This is a genomic window from Cryobacterium sp. PH31-L1, from assembly GCF_030063145.1.
In the GTDB taxonomy this organism is placed as follows: Bacteria; Actinomycetota; Actinomycetes; order Actinomycetales; family Microbacteriaceae; genus Cryobacterium.
Genome location: NZ_JASISM010000008.1, coordinates 61,781 through 78,408, shown reverse-complemented (window position 1 = coordinate 78,408; position 16,628 = coordinate 61,781). Strand labels below are relative to the sequence as shown.

The 16,628-nt window shown below is 66.7% G+C and carries 14 protein-coding genes; 12 read left to right on the top strand and 2 right to left on the bottom strand.

Going from position 1 to position 16,628, the window contains the following annotated elements; translation table 11 throughout:
- The first annotated feature begins 103 nt into the window (after nt 1–103).
- From QMF22_RS15330 to QMF22_RS15315, 4 genes are all read left to right on the top strand, one after another.
- Nucleotides 104–850, top strand: a complete 747-nt coding sequence (locus QMF22_RS15330; protein WP_283455170.1) for a hypothetical protein — start codon at nt 104–106, stop codon at nt 848–850.
- Nucleotides 851–899: 49 nt separating this feature from the next.
- A complete protein-coding gene (locus QMF22_RS15325) occupies nt 900–2,183 on the top strand; it encodes a M18 family aminopeptidase (RefSeq protein ID WP_283455167.1) in 1,284 nt (427 codons plus the stop codon).
- A gap of 54 nt (nt 2,184–2,237) precedes the next feature.
- Nucleotides 2,238–2,870 carry a MerR family transcriptional regulator gene (locus QMF22_RS15320; protein WP_283455166.1) on the top strand — a complete coding sequence of 211 codons (633 nt, stop codon included), beginning with the start codon at nt 2,238–2,240 and terminating at the stop codon, nt 2,868–2,870.
- Between the two features lie 80 nt (nt 2,871–2,950).
- Nucleotides 2,951–3,955: a hypothetical protein gene (locus tag QMF22_RS15315; RefSeq protein ID WP_283455164.1), complete on the top strand. Its 1,005-nt coding sequence runs from the start codon at nt 2,951–2,953 to the stop codon at nt 3,953–3,955.
- A 13-nt stretch (nt 3,956–3,968) separates the two neighbouring features.
- Here QMF22_RS15315 and QMF22_RS15310 read toward each other — a convergent pair whose 3' ends face one another.
- The gene (locus QMF22_RS15310) at nt 3,969–4,889 is read right to left on the bottom strand and encodes an oxygenase MpaB family protein (RefSeq protein ID WP_283455161.1); all 921 of its coding nucleotides are present in this window, start codon (nt 4,887–4,889) and stop codon (nt 3,969–3,971) included.
- Between the two features lie 349 nt (nt 4,890–5,238).
- Between QMF22_RS15310 and QMF22_RS15305 the strand changes: the two genes are divergently transcribed.
- Together QMF22_RS15305 and QMF22_RS15300 are read left to right on the top strand one after the other, a co-directional pair.
- The gene (locus QMF22_RS15305; RefSeq protein ID WP_502846970.1) at nt 5,239–6,702 is read left to right on the top strand and encodes a sugar porter family MFS transporter; all 1,464 of its coding nucleotides are present in this window, start codon (nt 5,239–5,241) and stop codon (nt 6,700–6,702) included.
- Nucleotides 6,703–6,805: 103 nt separating this feature from the next.
- Nucleotides 6,806–8,044 carry an exonuclease domain-containing protein gene (locus QMF22_RS15300; RefSeq protein ID WP_283455157.1) on the top strand — a complete coding sequence of 413 codons (1,239 nt, stop codon included), beginning with the start codon at nt 6,806–6,808 and terminating at the stop codon, nt 8,042–8,044.
- 16 nt (nt 8,045–8,060) lie between these two features.
- Here the strand turns inward: QMF22_RS15300 and QMF22_RS15295 are convergent, their stop codons facing one another.
- Nucleotides 8,061–8,855 carry an RNase H family protein gene (locus tag QMF22_RS15295; protein WP_283455156.1) on the bottom strand — a complete coding sequence of 265 codons (795 nt, stop codon included), beginning with the start codon at nt 8,853–8,855 and terminating at the stop codon, nt 8,061–8,063.
- Nucleotides 8,856–9,122: 267 nt separating this feature from the next.
- On the opposite strand from QMF22_RS15295, the gene QMF22_RS15290 reads away from it, so the two are divergent.
- From QMF22_RS15290 to QMF22_RS15265, 6 genes are all read left to right on the top strand, one after another.
- On the top strand, nt 9,123–10,529 hold the full coding sequence (locus QMF22_RS15290) for an MFS transporter (RefSeq protein WP_283455154.1): 1,407 nt from the start codon (nt 9,123–9,125) through the stop codon (nt 10,527–10,529).
- Nucleotides 10,530–10,534: 5 nt separating this feature from the next.
- The gene (locus QMF22_RS15285; RefSeq protein WP_283455152.1) at nt 10,535–12,709 is read left to right on the top strand and encodes a molybdopterin oxidoreductase family protein; all 2,175 of its coding nucleotides are present in this window, start codon (nt 10,535–10,537) and stop codon (nt 12,707–12,709) included.
- A complete protein-coding gene (locus QMF22_RS15280; protein ID WP_283455150.1) occupies nt 12,702–14,279 on the top strand; it encodes an FAD-dependent oxidoreductase in 1,578 nt (525 codons plus the stop codon). Before QMF22_RS15285 ends, QMF22_RS15280 begins: the two co-directional genes overlap by 8 nt.
- A gap of 128 nt (nt 14,280–14,407) precedes the next feature.
- Nucleotides 14,408–14,620, top strand: coding sequence for a twin-arginine translocase TatA/TatE family subunit (gene tatA / locus QMF22_RS15275; protein WP_283455149.1), 213 nt, complete (start codon nt 14,408–14,410; stop codon nt 14,618–14,620).
- A 65-nt stretch (nt 14,621–14,685) separates the two neighbouring features.
- Nucleotides 14,686–15,441: a twin-arginine translocase subunit TatC gene (tatC, locus tag QMF22_RS15270; RefSeq protein ID WP_092340779.1), complete on the top strand. Its 756-nt coding sequence runs from the start codon at nt 14,686–14,688 to the stop codon at nt 15,439–15,441.
- A 221-nt stretch (nt 15,442–15,662) separates the two neighbouring features.
- Nucleotides 15,663–16,616: a ferritin-like domain-containing protein gene (locus QMF22_RS15265; protein WP_283455145.1), complete on the top strand. Its 954-nt coding sequence runs from the start codon at nt 15,663–15,665 to the stop codon at nt 16,614–16,616.
- The last annotated feature ends 12 nt before the right edge of the window (nt 16,617–16,628 follow it).

Below are 16,628 nucleotides of genomic sequence, written 5' to 3'. Positions count from 1 at the left end.
CCAGTGTGTTGCCCGCGACAATCCTCTGCAACCTCCTCAGATACTGGTGCGTGTCGCGGGGCATCCGTCACGTCTGAGCGGGATCGCTCAGTAGGCTCGGTGGGTGAACGTGATTCAGGAGATCGAAACGCGACTGCCGGAACAGGCCGTCGTTGGTTTCCGCCGACTCATCGGGCAGGCCCGGGTGAAGGATGCGGTGCTGTTGCAGGAGCGGGCTATGGCGCGGATGGTGGCCCCTGCGCAGTGGATTCTGACCCGGGTCGGGGCTGACGGCATTCGCTTGACCAAGGCGGGGCACCTGCCGCCCGCGATCGTCGTCGAGGCCTCTGCCGAGCTCGACTGGGGTTGGCCGATCAGCGTCAACCGTGAGGTGCACCTGCGCCCGCTGCAGGAGCTGCGTGGGCACCTGCGTGATGTTGGACTGCTGCGCGTCAGTAAGGGGATGCTGGTGCTCACCAAAAAGGGTGCCGCATTCTCCGACTCGCCCCGTGAGCTCTGGTGGCACCTCGCCCGCACTATTCATTCAAGCCGCACCCCGGCCGTGGCCGACGCCACCCGCCTGCTACTGCTCTTCGTCGCGACCCGCGGCCTGGCCCGCCGCGAAGATTACCTCACGACCCTTGCGCGTGCGCTCGGTTCGCTCGGCTGGGTGCAGTCCGACGGCCAGGAACCGACGACGGAATCGGTCTGGCACCTCGTCGACACCAAATGGCGCCTGCTCGACCGGCTCGGCGCGTTCGAGCAGACCGAGGCCTGGCACGGCGACCGCGGCACCGTCACTGTCGGTGGCGCGGCCTTCGCGCGCGCTGCGTTGCAGTCCGACGCGCCGGATGACGCGCCCGCCGAGTAGGTAGCCGGCCGCGGCATCCGCTTGCCTGCGTGGGTGGTTGGATGGATGAATGGATGCCACACCGGACTACATCGCTGATTTTTCCGCTTTTCTGCAAGCGTCACCGTCGTCATACCACGCCGCCGCTGAGGTCGCCCGGCGGCTGGACGGGGCCGGTTTCACCCGGCTGAGCGAGTCGGAGAGCTGGACGCCCGACGACGCCACCGGCCACTACGTCGTGCGCGACGGTGCCGTGATCGCCTGGTCGCAGCCGGTCGGTGCCGGTGCTACGACGTCGTTTCGCATCCTCGGCGCCCACACCGACTCCCCGGGATTCAAGCTCAAGCCGAAACCCACGATCGGCTCCCACGGCTGGCTGCAGGCCGGCGTCGAGGTCTATGGCGGTCCGCTGCAGAACTCCTGGCTCGACCGGGAGCTCGAACTGGCCGGCCGGCTGGTCACCCAGGATGGCACCGAGCACCTCGTGCGCACCGGGCCGTTCCTGCGCATCCCGCAGCTCGCCGTGCACCTCGACCGCGAGGTCAATAACGGTCTGACCCTCGACCGGCAGCGCCACCTCACGCCTGTTTTCGGCGTCGGCGACCCGTCCGAAGCCGACCTGCTCGCCCACCTGGCCGGTCTGGCCGGGCTCACGGCAGCGGATGTTGCCGGTTATGACATCCTCAGCAACGACACCCAGCCCCCGGCGACCTTCGGCCTCGACCAGAAGCTGTTCGCCGCCGCGCGCCTCGACAACCTCTCCTCGGTCTACGCCGGACTGCATGCCCTCATCGCGACCAGCCCGTCGAGAGCCGGCGGCCCGATCAGCGTGCTCGCCGCCTTCGATCACGAGGAACTCGGTTCGCAGTCGCGTTCCGGAGCGAGCGGACCGCTGCTGGACGACATTCTCACCCGCATCGGCCACGGCCTCGGTGCCACCGGGTCTGATCGCCTGCAGGCCTATGCCGAATCGTGGTGCCTGTCCGCCGACGCCGGCCACGCCGTGCACCCGAACTATCCCGAGCGCCACGATCCGGCCAACCAGCCCATTCTCGGCGGCGGACCGCTGCTCAAGATCAATGCCAACCAGCGTTATGCGACGGATGCCCACGGCGCCGCCCTCTGGGCCCGCACCTGCGCGCAGGCGAAAGTCGACTACCAGGAATTCGTGTCGAACAACACGGTTCCCTGCGGGTCGACCATTGGACCGCTGACCGCGACCCGGCTGGGCATCCGTGTGGTCGACGTCGGCGTGCCGCTGCTGTCGATGCACTCCGCCCGCGAGCTGTGCCACGTCTACGATCCGCAGGCGCTCGCCGCGGCGACGGCCGCCTTCTTCGCGCCCGAAGTTTAATCCGCTCAGATATAGACAGCAGGGCTATCGGATAGTTATATTATCCATATGAAAATGGCCGAGTTGAGCGCGGTGAGCGGGCTTTCCGTTGCCACCGTCAAGTTCTACCTGCGCGAGAACCTACTCGCGGCGGGGGAGCGCACCGCGCCCAACCAGGCACACTACGGTCTCGAACACGTGACCCGACTGCGCCTGATCCGCAGCCTGATCGAGGTCGGCGGCCTCACTATCGCCGACGCGCGCGTGGTACTCGCCGCCATCGATTCCGACCTGCCCCTGCAAGACACCTTCGCGATCGCGCAGCGGTCCGTGTCGGAACACATCGACCCAGCCGGCATCGACCCCAGCGCGCTCGATCGCGTTGACGCGGTTCTCGACGGATGGCTCGTCTCGGCCGACAATCCGGGTCGCCTGGCCGCCGCGCGAGTCGTCCAGTCGCTCGACGAGGTGGGACACACGGATGCCTGCGGCTGGCTCGGCCGTTACGCGCACGCTGCGCAGCTCGTCGCCGAAGCCGATATCGACGAAATTGCGGCCCTCTCCGACCGGGCCGCGCAGGCCCAGACGGTGGTCGTGGGAACCGCGCTCGGCGACGCCCTGTTCAGAGGACTGCGCCGCGCCGCCCAGGAGCACGTCTCGGCGCTGCGCTATTCCGCTGATCCCGCGCGCCACCACCAGACCCCGTAACACCGCGCACTCCCGAAACCGGGGCGCCCCAGAACACCCGGACCTTTCGCACCCCAGCCCCTGTGACCGAAGGAGTCACCATGTTCCGCACGACCACATCGACGTCCACTGCCGCCCAGCCCGGCACAGTCCCCGACCGCGTCGCCTGGCATCGTCCGCTGCTCGCGCTCGCCGCTGCCATGGCCCTTCTCGCGATCGTCAGCATGATCGGCCTGGTCGTCGACCACCGCGAGGTGACCGGGCTTCCGCTCTGGGCCAAGCCGCTCAAATTCTCGCTGTCCATCATCATCTACAGCGTCACCCTGGCCTGGCTGATCGGCCTGCTCCGGCGCGGCAGACGCCTGGCCTGGTGGGCCGGCACGATCAGCGCCGTGCTGCTCCTGGTCGAAATGGTCGCGATCGTCGGCGCCGCCGCGGGCGACACGACGAGCCATTTCAACGTCTCGACGCCGTTTCATGCAGCGGTCTGGAGCATCATGGCCGTCTCGATCGTCACGGTCTGGTTCGCGGCGATGGTTGTCGCCGCACTGCTCGTGTTCGGCGGGCGACGGAGCGGCGCTGCGCTCGGCGACCGGGCGCGCACCATCGCCATCCGCTCGGGAATCGTGATCGCCATCATCGGCATGGGCCTCGCCTTTCTCATGACCGGCCCCACCGCAGCCCAGCTCGACAACTTTCAGGGCATCGCCGGCGCCCACACCGTGGGCCTGGCCGACGGCGGCCCCGGCCTGCCGATTCTCGGCTGGAGCACCGTGGCCGGTGACCTGCGCATTCCCCACTTCGTCGGCATGCACGCCCTGCAGTTGATTCCGCTCGCCGCGCTGCTGCCCGAACTGCTCATGAGACGGATGCCCGTGCTCCGTCCCGAACGCACCCGCGTCGGGATCGTGGTCACCCTCACCGCTCTCTACAGCGGCGTTCTTGTCCTGCTCACCCTGCAGGCACTGGCCGGTGAATCCATCGTGCGCCCGACCGTGCTCACGATCACCGTCTTCGCCGTGCTGTACCTGAGCGCCGTGAGTGCCATCACGGTGATTCTGGTGCCGGGGGTGCGGGCCCGGCGGGCAGAACATGCTGGTCAGTGACTGACCGGTGCTGTCACGCTCCGCCGGGGTGACCCAGCTGCTGCGTTCGTGCGATGCGCGCGAGCCGCGCGCGGGCGGCATCCTCTGACGTCGACGACGGGCCGAGCAGGGCGCGCACCACACCGAGAATGAGTCGGGTACCCCAAACAACGGGCAGACGAGACCGCTTGAGGCCGAGCATGTCGCGATACTCGCGCGGGATTGACGCCACGGCGCCGGCGAACATGATGCGGTAGAACGGCAGCATGCCGCGGCTTAGCGGCGGGTAGCGGATGAACCGCACAGCTTCCGCGACGCGGGCGTCACTTTTCAGCGTGCCCGCGCTGCGAAATCCCTCGAGCTGGGCGGCGAGTTCTGCGGCCGAATGCGGGGCGTTTTGCACTCCGATGAGTTCACCGGCCGTGGCCCATTCGTTGACGTACTGGTCGGCTCCGCCGGGGATCGCGTCGCCCCAGAGCAGGTGGGATTGCAGAAAAGCGTCGGTGAAGACGACGTGCACCCAGGACAACAGCTCGGGATCACCCGCAGCGTAGGGGCGTTTCTCACCACGCGCGTCGAGATAGGTACCTCTTACCCGGTCGTGAAAATGAGCGACCCGACCCGATTCTCGCTCGGCGACGACGGTGTCGGCGAACGTCACCGTGATGAGCCACTGAATGGTGCCGGACAGACGGCCGAGGGGATCATCGTGATAGCGGGACCAATCGTGCACGCCGGCCATGGCACCCGGGTGCAGGGTCTGCATGAGCAGCGCGCGAATGCCGGCCACCATTGTTGCCATGCCGCCGTGCACGGCCCAGGCAGCACTCCCGGAGCCGAAGAAGCCGGCGTCGTCGCCGGTCGCGATCTGGCCGACCCATTTCGGTCGACCCTCGCTGTTCCCCGAAAGGGTCACCAGGAGGTGAGAGCGCCAGCTGTCCGTGAATCTTCCCATGCTCGGATGGTAGCCCGGCCTCGCTGGACGCCCGCCGCGAGCGAGCGCCGTGCCCGCGGTGGATTCTCGACGTTCTTCATTGCAACAGGGGCCGGTGCCACCACCGAGAAACCCATCTGGGGACATATCAAAGACGACGAAAAACGAAGACTGACCCGCTTCAGCATGGTCGCGATCGGGCGGCGGAGCCGGCTCTTCCTGCCCGGTTTCGGCGTCGATGGCGCCCTGGCCGGGCGGGAGGTTGGACACGCCGGTTCCCGGTGGCGCGCACACTCTAATTCCCTGCCCGGCACGGCATCCGCTGACACCCGAAGTAGGCTGGTTGGGTGAACAAGCGATACACAATACGATGACCGAGTCCGTGAAGGCAACTGATCTGGCAGCACCCAGTACCAACAGAAAAGTCATCGCGCTGGCCGTCGCCGGCGCCCTCGGCGGGTTTCTGTTCGGGTTCGACTCCTCGGTCATTAACGGCGCCGTCAACGCGGTGCAGCAGGAATTCGGGCTGAACGCCACCCTCACCGGATTCGCCGTGGCCTGTGCGCTGCTCGGTGCGGCAGTCGGAGCGTTCTTCGGTGGGCGTTTCGCCGACCGCTACGGACGCATCCCCATGATGGTGCTCGGCGGCGCCGTCTTTCTGATCAGCTCGATCGGCTCCGGCTTCGCGTTCGGCGTTGTCGACCTGATCATCTGGCGGGTGGTCGGCGGACTGGGTATCGGTCTCGCATCCGTTGTGGCACCGGCCTACATCGCCGAAATTTCGCCCCGACAGATGCGTGGTCGCCTCGGCTCGTTGCAGCAGCTCGCTATCACCCTCGGAATCTTCACGGCCCTGCTCTCCGACGCCGTGTTTGCCGGCAGTGCAGGCGGCGCCGGCAGCGAGTTCTGGTTCGGGCTTGAAGCCTGGCGCTGGATGTTCCTGGCCGGTGCCGTACCCGCCATCGTCTACGGCGGTATCGCATTCATTCTGCCGGAATCCCCGCGTTTTCTCATTCTGAAAGACAAAGAAGCGGATGCCCGAGCCGTCTTCACGCGGCTCTGGCCGAGCGGTGACGTGGACCGCGAGATTCGCGATATGCGCCGCTCGATCAAGGTCGATGCGCGCTCGCATAAGTCCGGGTCGCTGCGCGGCAGCGCCCTCGGTCTCAAGCCGATCGTCTGGGTCGGCATCATCCTCTCGGTGTTCCAACAGTTCGTGGGCATCAACGTGATCTTCTACTACTCAACCACCCTGTGGTCGGCGGTCGGCTTCGCGGAATCGAACTCACTCACCATCTCGGTGATCACCTCGATAACCAACATTCTCGTGACCCTGGTCGCGATCGCCCTGGTCGACCGCATCGGACGGCGCCCGATTCTGCTGACCGGCTCCATCGGTATGACGGTGTCGCTCGCCACAATGGCGGTCGCGTTCAGCCAGTCGGTCACTCTCGACGGTGAGCTCAGCCTCCCCGGAGCCTGGGCCCCGATCGCGCTCGTTGCCGCGAACCTGTTCGTGATCTCGTTCGGTGCGTCCTGGGGACCCGTGGTGTGGGTGCTTCTCGGCGAGATGTTCCCCAACTCGATTCGCGCCAAGGCCCTCGGGTTGGCAGCGGCCGCTCAGTGGATCGCGAATTTTCTCATCACGGTCAGCTTTCCCCCGATGGCGGATGCGTCCCTGCCGATCACCTACGGGCTCTACGCTCTGTTCGCCGGGCTCTCGTTCTGGTTCGTGCTGCGCAAAGTGCCCGAAACCAACGGAATGTCACTCGAGGAAGCCGACACCCTGTTGCCGCCGAAAAACTCGGCCAGAAAGACTGCCTCGAACAACTAGGCATTAAAGCACTGCGCGGTAAGACCCACAAGCCCCCGAACGGGCTGTCGCGTCGGGCGGGGTTTGCGGATAACTTCACAAGACAAGATTGTGGAGTGTGACCATGCCCGAACGTGGATACGCCGTTATATGTTTGAAAACTACCGGACTGTTCCCGTATCAGCGGGATCGGGTCGTCGAGGTCGCCGTGGTGCACCTCGACGAGGGTGGTCGCATTGCCAAGCGCTGGGAAACGGTGATCAACCCCGGAAGCAACGCCGGCGACGTGGCAAACCATGGCGTCAGCACGGCGGAACTGCTGCGCGCGCCGACCTTCGAACAGATTGCACCGCGCCTGGTCGATCTGCTGCGCGGCCGGGTATTGGTGACGCACAACGCCCAGTTCGTCACCGGATTCCTGATGCGCGAGTTCGAGCTGATTGGCTATGCCCCCGGGCGCGGACTGGAGGCGGTCTGCACCATGCAGCTGGCCCGCACGTATTTGCCCGGTGCCGGTCGGCTCCTCGTCGATTGCTGCGCCGCCTACGACATCGAAATCGGACCAGGTCCCGGTGCCCTGGTGCAGGCCGTGGCGTGCGCGAGCCTGCTCGCCGCCTACCTGCACGGCTCGACGACAGCTGCACCGTGGATCGACGCTCTGGACCGTGCCGAGCGTTCTGCCTGGCCGAGAATTGCGGCGGGTACCGACGCCGAGTGGGTACAGCGCGACCCGTCAACTCCGGACGACGTAGTGGTGAGACCGAGCTTCCTGGCCCGCGCGGCCGTGAAACTGCCCGACTACACCGGCCCCGAGGACCACCTCGACTACCTCGCCCTGCTCGATTTGTGCCTGCTCGATCGGGTGCTTTCGCCGCGGGAGACCCGCGAACTGCGGGTCCTGGCCGAATTCAGCGGCATCAATCCCGTCGAGTGCACCGCGCTGCACCGTCGTTATTTCGAGGATCTCGTGCGGGTGGCCTGGTCGAACGGAGCTCTCAGCATCGCGGATTCCGCCGATTTGATCGCGGTCGCACGCATGCTCGACGTCGCTCCGGAGGTCGTGGCCGCAGCACTGGCGGCACCCGCATCGGTGGTGCAGCTGCCGATCGCGTCGATCGACACCGTACTGCTGGAGCAGGGCGACATCGTTGTGCTGACCGGTGACATGGCCCGTGCCCGCTCCGACTGGGGCCGGGAATTGGTCGCCCGCGGTCTGTCCCTGGGCACGGCGGTCACCCTGCGCACCCGGCTGCTCGTGGCCGCGGACCCGGCGTCGCTCACCGGCAAGACCGGCAAGGCACGGGACTACGGCATTCCGATCGTCTCCGAATTCGGCCTGCGCTCTCTCATCGGGGTGCGCTGACCGGACGTCGCGCGGTTTAGATCTGGCCGCGCAGATACTCCTCGACGGTCACTCCGCGAGCCGTAGCCCTCTGCACCAGGCGACGGTGTTCCTCGGCGCTGAGCGACAGCGTCACCCGGTGCAGCTCACTGGTGCTGCGCATCGCGTCGGGGCCGTGCGGGTCGGTGAGGTCGCGGTGGTCCTCGCCGATGTCGTCACCGAGGTCGTCGAACGAGAACAGCTCGTCGTGCGAATAGGCGGCGGCCCGCTCGGTGACCCGGCCCGAGGTGAGGGTCGGCGTGCCCGTGCCGCTCTGCCCGACGGATGCCGCCTCTCGCGCCGGCACCACCGGTTCGGCTGCCGCAGCAGCCCCGGCAAAACCTGGCCCGGCCGGTGCCGGCCGACCGCGCTGAAACGCCTCGGCCGCGCCGCGTGCACGCTCATCGGCAGCCTCGTTGAGCGGATGCCCAATATGCCCCTTGACCCATTCGAAGCGGTACCGGCGGCCGGCGATGGCCGCGTCGATCTCCTTCAGCAGGTCGAGGTTCATCACCGGTTTCCCGTCGCCCTTGCGCCAGCCCTTGGCCTTCCAACCCTTCATCCACTTCGTCACCGAGTTGATCACGTACTGGCTATCGCACAGCACCAGCAGGTCGTCGTCGATGTGTGCTGTCGCCCGAAACAATTCCAGCACGGCCTTCAGCTCGCCCTGGTTATTGGTGGCGTGCTTCCAGCCGCCGGCCGCCCAGGAGGAGTCGTCGACATACCAGGCCCAGCCGGCCGGTCCGGGGTTTCCGAGGGCAGAACCGTCGGCGGCGGCGGTGATCGTCATGTGCGGGCCTTTCAAACAGCGGATACGCAGGGCGCAGGTCGTCCAATTCTGCCACGCCCGGCATCCGCTGCCCGTATCACCGGGCCAGGCCTGGAATGTGTCCGTCATGTAACAGCGCCCCAACACCCCCCTCAACTCGGTGTGATCATCTGGTGATCGAAAGGTAACGGTTGCCACGGTTGCCGGAAACACGCGCTGGCTAACGTCGAGGGAGGGAAGCCGCCCGTGCTGCCCCGCCGCTTTCCGCCACCTCCCGAGGGAACTTCGATGACATCCAGCACCGTTGAATCAGCACCCAACCCGATCGATACCGATGCGGCGGTGCTCGTACACCGTCCCGGCCGGTGGATCGACAATTGGAACCCCGAGAACAAGAAGCAGTGGGACCAGGGCGGCAAACTCATCGCCTCCCGCAACCTGAAATGGTCGATCTTCGCCGAGTTCCTCGGCTTCGTGGTCTGGCAGCTGTGGAGCATCGTCGTCGTGTCGCTGCCGGCCGCCGGTTTCACCTTCTCCACCGCCGAAGTGTTCTGGCTCATCTCCATGCCGAGCCTCGTCGGTGCCACCCTGCGCTTCCCCTACACCTTCCTGGTACCGAAGTTCGGTGGCCGCAACTGGACCATCATCTCGGCCGGACTGCTGCTGATCCCGTCGATCGCCCTCGGCTTCTGCGTCGGTAACCCCGACACCCCGTTCGGCGTCATGCTCTTCGTCGCCGCCCTCGCTGGCTTCGGCGGTGGCAACTTCGCCAGCTCCATGTCGAACATCACCTACTTCTACCCGCAGAGCCAGAAGGGCTACGCGCTCGGCCTCAACGCTGCCGGCGGCAACCTCGGCGCTTCGATGGCCCAGCTCATCGTGCCGATCCTGATCACCCTCGGCGCCGTCGGAACCCTCAACATCTCGCTCGCCGGCTGGTTCTGGGTGCCGCTGATCCTGGTCGCCATGTGGGGCGCCTGGAAGTACATGGACAACCTCACCAACGCCAAGGCCGATTTCGCCGGATCCATCGCCGCCGTGAAGGAGCCGCACTTCTGGATTCTCGCCGTGCTCTACATCGGCACCTTCGGTTCCTTCATCGGCTTCGCGAGCGTCTTCCCCAAGCTCATCGCCGACCAGTTCCCCGCCTACTCCACCTTCCAGGTCGCGTCCGCCTCGCTGTCGCTCGCCTTCATCGGCGCCCTGGTTGGGTCGCTGGCCCGCCCGGCCGGCGGACGCCTGGCCGATCGCTTCGGCGGGGCATCCGTCACCGTCGCTGCCTTCGGCGTCATGGCCGGCGGTGCCCTCGTGGTCGTCGCGGTTCTGCCGCTCGGCAACTTCTGGGCGTTCCTCGGCAGCTTCCTGCTCATCTTCGTCGCCACCGGAATCGGCAACGGTTCGACCTACCGCATGATTCCAAGCGTGTTCTCCGCCAAGAGCGGTGTGAAGGACGCCCATAAGAACTCGGGTGACGTCAACACGCAGCGCAAGACGGCCGCAGCCCTCGGTCTCATCTCCGCAGTCGGAGCCTACGGCGGATTCATTATCCCGCAGGTGCTCGGCTACTCCAAGACCACCACCGGCGACTACTCAAGCGCGATCTATGCCTTTGCCATCGCCTATGTCATCATGATGTGTGTCACCGCCTTCGTCTACCTTCGCCGCGGCTCGTCCGTCGCCGGCCAGAAGATCTAGACCCCATGCCTGTGGCCCGAACCCACTGCCCGTACTGTGCCCTGCAGTGTGCGATGACGCTCAGTCCCGTCGAAATGACGCCGGTTGCTCAGGTAGCCGACAGCGAAGCGGATGCCGCAGCATCCGTTTCGCGGGCCGCGGTGACGGTCACGGGCAGGGACTTCCCGACCAACCGCGGGGGCCTGTGCAAGAAGGGCTGGACCTCGGCCGAATTGCTGGGCTCCCCGGATCGCATTCTCGAACCCCTGCTGCGACAGGCAGACGGTTCCTTCGAGCCGGCCTCCTGGAGCGACGCACTCGACCTCGTCGCCGCGAAACTCCGCGAGACCCGGGCCCAGCACGGAGCCGACGCGGTCGGCGCGTTCGGCGGCGGCGGCCTGACCAACGAGAAGGCCTACCAGCTCGGCAAGTTCACCCGGGTGGCCCTTGGGTCGAGCCGCATCGACTACAACGGTCGGTTCTGCATGTCGAGCGCCGCTGCCGCGGGCGACCGGGCGTTCGGCCTGGACCGGGGACTGCCGTTCCGGGTCGATGAGCTCGACGCGGCCGACACCATTTTGATTCTCGGTTCCAATGTGGCGCAGACCATGCCGCCGTTCATCGGCCACCTCGAGGGCGCTCGCGCCGCCGGCGGCCTCGTGGTCGTCGACCCCCGCCGCACCGCGACAGCGCGGCTCACCGACGACGGCGCCGGCATGCACGTGCAGCCGACCCCGGGCAGCGACCTCGTGCTGCTGCTCGGCCTGACCCACATCGTCATCGCCGAGAAACTGGCCGATCTCGATTATCTGACCAAACGCACCACCGGCTTCGATGCGGTGCGCCGCAGCGTGAGCCAGTGGTGGCCCACCCGGGCGGCGGAACAGACCGGGGTTCCGGTCTGGCAGCTGCGCGAACTGGCCCGGCGCCTCGCCGCCGGCGTGGCGCGGGGAGCCGCAACCGGCTGCGGCACCTACATTCTCACCGGGCGGGGCGTCGAGCAGCACGCCGACGGCACCGACACGGCCACCGCCGCCATCAACCTCAGCCTGGTGCTCGGCCTCGTCGGCACGACGCACTCCGGCTACGGCACGCTCACCGGCCAGGGCAACGGGCAGGGCGGTCGGGAACACGGGCAGAAATGCGACCAACTGCCCGGCTACCGAAAGATCAACGATCCCGCCGCCCGCGCCCACGTCGCCGGGGTCTGGGGTGTCGACCCCGACAGCCTTCCCGGCATCGGCCTTCCCGCGGTCGAATTGCTGTCCTCGCTCGGCGAGCCGGGCGGCATCCGCTGCCTGCTCGTGCACGGCAGCAACGTCGTCGTCTCGGCTCCGAACGCCGACCGGGTTCACGCCGCCCTGAAAACCCTCGACTTCCTGGTCGTCGCCGACTTCTTCTTCTCCGAAACTGCGGTACTCGCCGACGTCGTGCTGCCGGTGACCCAGTGGGCTGAAGAAGAAGGCACGATGACCTCGCTCGAGGGCCGCGTCATCCGTCGCCGCTTGGCCGTCGACGCGCCGGAAGGCGTGCGCAGCGAACTGTGGATCTGGCAGGAACTGGCCCGCCGGCTCGATTCGGCGTCAACGTTCAGTGCCGAGGCGTCCGAGGTGTTCGACGAACTCTGCCGGGCATCGGAGGGCGGCCTGGCCGACTATTCCGGGCTGAGCTATGCGCTGCTCGACTCCGAAGAGCCGGCCTTCTGGCCCTACCCGGTCGGGTCGACCGGAACGCCCCGGCTGTTCCAGCACGATTTCGCCCACCCGGACGGCCGGGCGCACCTCGTGCCCGTCACGGCTCGGCGCCGCGGTGCACCGGCGCAGGTCGGTGGTACCCTCACGCTGATCACCGGCCGCCTGCTCGAGCACTACCAGAGCGGCACCCAGACCCGGCGGGTGCGGGAGCTCGCCGACGCCCAGCCGGAGGCTCGCCTGCAGCTGCACCCGGCGACCGCGGAGCAGCTCGGAATCAGCGACGAGGCCTGGGTCGAGGTCAGCAATGACCGGGGAGCGGTGCGCTGCCGGGCCCAGGTGAGCACCGACATCCGCGTGGACACGGTCTTTTTACCGTTTCACTTTGCCGGCGACCAGCGCGCCAACTTGCTGACCGACGACGAGACCGATCCCGTGAGCGGCATGCCCGAATTCAAGAAGACGACCGTTCGAGTGCGTGCGCTCGTGGAAGCAGGCGCCCATGTCTGAACACCTCAACCCCGAGCGCATCGTGCTGGTCGGCTACGGCCCAGTCGGTGCCCGTTTCGTCGACGAGCTGCTGCCGCTCGTGCGGGCCGGCGCGGCGACGCTGACCGTGGTCGGGGCCGAGAGCGCGGACGCCTACAACCGGGTGTTGATCGCCGAATATGCTGTCGGCCATGCCGATCGGGACACTCTCGAGATCACCGACCCGCTCGCCGCGCGGGGCGCCGGCGTGCACCTGCGCTTGGGCCTGAGCGTCACGGCCATCCTCCGCAGTCGCCGTTCGGTGTCGCTCAGCGACGGCACACTGTTAGCCTACGACCGGCTCGTGCTCGCCACCGGCGCGCGTGCCAACGTGCCCACCCTCGACACCAGCGGCGCCCCGCTCCCGCGCGGGGTCACCGTGCTTCGTGACCTTGACGACGCGCAGCGGGTGCTCGCGGCCGTAACTGCCGGAGCCCGCATCGTTGTACTCGGCGCCGGCGTGCTCGGCATGGAGATCGCCCTCGCCGCGGCCGACGCCGGGGCCGAGGCCTGTGTGGTCTATCACGGAGAGATTCCCATGGCACGCAACCTCGACCGCAGCGGCGGCAGCGTGCTCGCGCAGAGCGCGCGGCGGTCCGGCGTGACGATGGTGAATCACTCCCGCGCCGAAAGCCTGCTCTTTCACCAGGACGACGACGGCGTGGACCGGTTCGATGCCCTGATCTGTGCTGACGGCAAGCAGATTCACGGCGACCTGCTGCTGCTCTCCTGCGGTGTCGGTGCTCGCACCGAGCTCGCCCAACTGGCGGCACTGCCGGTGTCGACCGGAATCCTGGTCGATGAAAACCTGGCGAGCTGGGGCGACCCGCGCATCTACGCGATCGGCGACTGCGCGCACGTGGCTCCTGCGCCTCGCGCCGGCGATTCCACCGCGCTGCCCTCCGGCGGGCCAAGCGGCCTGATCGGGCCGGGCTGGCGTCAGGCCGACTGGCTCGCCGCGCGATTCGCCGCCGAGGTGCTCGGCCGGGGCGAGGCGTTGCCGCTGGCGGCTTCGATGTCTGCCGTGGTCATGCTGAAGGCAGAGGGCATCGACGTCGTGTCGGCGGGAAATACCGGTGCCGACCCGTGGGATCGTGCCGTCGATGAGCACGCTGCCGGCTGCTCCGGGGCGCCGCTGAGCGTGTCACAATGGGCCGACCCCGAGCACGGTCGCTACGTGAAAATGGTAACCCGCGACGGTATTCTCGAGGGCTTTGTCTGCGTCGGCATGCCGCGCACGGCCGCCGAACTCACGCTGCTGTTCGAACGTGGCAGCGAACTGCCATTCGATCGCTCCGTACTGCTGCGCTACGACGGGCCGGACTACGAGCCCTCCGCGGGCAGTTCGTTCGCCCTCGATGCGACCGTGTGCTGGTGCAACGGGGTCACGGTCGGAGCCATCGCCGACTCGGCCGCGGCCGGAAACACCAGCGTCGCCTGCATCAGCACGGCCACCAGGGCCGGCACCGGATGCGGCGGCTGCAAAATGCGCATCGGCGACGTTCTCGAGCACTTCGTCACGGCCGAACCCGCCGCGGGAACCGCCGGGTAGGCATCCGTTTCACCCGGATTTCTAGGGGAAATCTTACAACCCAAGAAAATGCTGAGCTTTACCCGGTTTCGCCACGGGTGTGGCCGTTACACTGCTGCACGACCGACTTGATTCGAGGGAGAATTTACATGCTCAGCAACCTGACCGGATGGCATTTTCTAATCATTCTCGTTGTGATACTGCTGTTGTTCGGCGCTCCGAAACTGCCAGGGCTCGCCCGCAGTCTCGGTCAGTCGATGAAGATCTTCAAGAGCGAGATCACGCCGGAACGCACCGAGGAAACACCGACCGAGAAAAGCTCCGGCACCGATTCGAGCGGCACGCCGAACCCGAAGGTCTAGGCCAGATGGTCGTGCAGGGGGTGCGGAGCGCCCCGGATAAAGGTGCGAACAAGCGCACAGGCAAGATGTCTCTCGGCCAGCACCTGCTGGAGTTGCGCAAGCGGCTCTTTCTGGCGGCCCTCGGCATCCTGGTCGGCGCGATCGCCGGCTGGTTTCTGTCGAGCTTCGTCTGGGACGGCCTGCGCGAGCCGATCTACGCGATCGTGCGCGCCCAGAATCGCAACGCGCAAATCAACTACCCCGACATCACGAGTGCGTTCGACCTCAAACTGCGCATCTCCTTCTATGTCGGCCTGATCGTCTCGAGCCCGATGTGGCTCTACCAGATTTTCGCCTTTCTCACCCCCGGGCTCACCCGCAAAGAAAAGCAGTACACCTTCGGTTTCTTCTTCACTGCCGTGCCACTGTTTCTGGCCGGGTGCGCGGCCGGCTGGTACGTGCTGCCGCACGTGGTCGAGCTCATGACGAGCTTTGCGCCCCGACAGGATGCTGCGCTCATCAACGCGCAGAACTACTTCGACTTCGTGCTCAAGCTCATGATCGCCATTGGAATCGCGTTCGTGCTGCCGGTGTTCATTGTGCTGCTGAACTTCGCCGGCGTGATCAGTGCGCGCTCCATCATCAAATCCTGGCGCGTGGCGATGCTCGTCATTATTCTGTTCACCGCCATCGCGACCCCGGCCGCCGACCTGGTATCGATGTTCCTGCTCGCCATTCCCATGGTGGTGCTGTACTTCGCCGCTTACGGTATCGCGGTCCTCCACGATCGCCGGGTGGCTCGCCGGTTACCCCCGGTCGGCAGCGACGGCCTCCTGCTCTGACTCGATGCCTGGCACGAGCCGGCGCAGGCCGCAGGCATCCGCTGGCTGGCGCCCAGTCGCGCCGGAAAACGTGCAGCACGTGCAAACAAAAAAAGTGAGCATAATTCTTATCGTTTGCTTACGTGCGTGTCCAGCCATCCGGGAGATTGATTTGAGCGGGTAGGTTGCCGTTGTTACTTCAGACACACCCGGCACATTCGCCAATCGACAGGAGAACAAGGATGTTTGATCAGGGTTTCATTACCAGCGCTATCAACCGCAGTGCAGAGAATTCTTCGGACCGCCGAAACTTTCTGCGGGCGGCTGGTGTGGCCGGGTTCGGGGTGGGAGCGGCGATGCTCGCCACCGGCGGCCCAGCGCTCGCCGCGGAATCGACCGGCCCGGCAGCCGCGCCGAGTGACGCGTCCATTTTGAACTTCGCCCTCAATCTTGAGTACCTCGAGGCAGAGTTCTATCTGCGCGCCACGACCGGAAGCGGGCTGCCCGACAGCCTCACCACCGGAACGGGTACCCGCGGTGGCGTGACTGGCGGTCGCATGGTGCATTTCAAGACGTCGATCATCAAGAAGTACGCCGATGAGATCGCCGCCGACGAGAAGGCCCACGTGGCGTTCCTGCGTTCTGCGCTCGGCAGTGCGGCCGTGTCTCGCCCGAAGATCAACCTCGACGCGAGCTTCACCGCTGCCGCCCAGGCAGCGGGGCTGATCAAGGCGGGCGAGAAGTTCGACGTCTACGCGAACGAGGCGAACTTCCTGTTCGGTGCCTTTATCTTCGAGGACGTCGGAGTTACCGCCTACAAGGGCGCAGCGCCGCTGATCACGAACAAGACCTACCTCGAGGCCGCTGCGGGCCTGCTGGCGGTCGAGGCCTATCACGCCGGGGTCATCCGCAGCACGCTCTATGCCCTCGGTATCGCGCTTCCGTCGGTGTACAGCACCGCGCAGGCAATCTCCGATGTGCGCGACGCCGTCGACGGTCCGACCGACCTCGACCAGGGCATCGGCAACGCGTCGAAGGCCAACCTCGTGCCGACCGACGCCAACGGCCTGGCCTTCAGCCGCAGTGCCGCCCAGGTGCTCAACATCACCTACCTCAACGCGGCCCCGGTGCGTTCGGGTGGGTTCTTCCCGGCCGGCGTGAACGGTGTCATCAACACCAGCGGCGCCAACGGCTAGCCCGTCATTTCA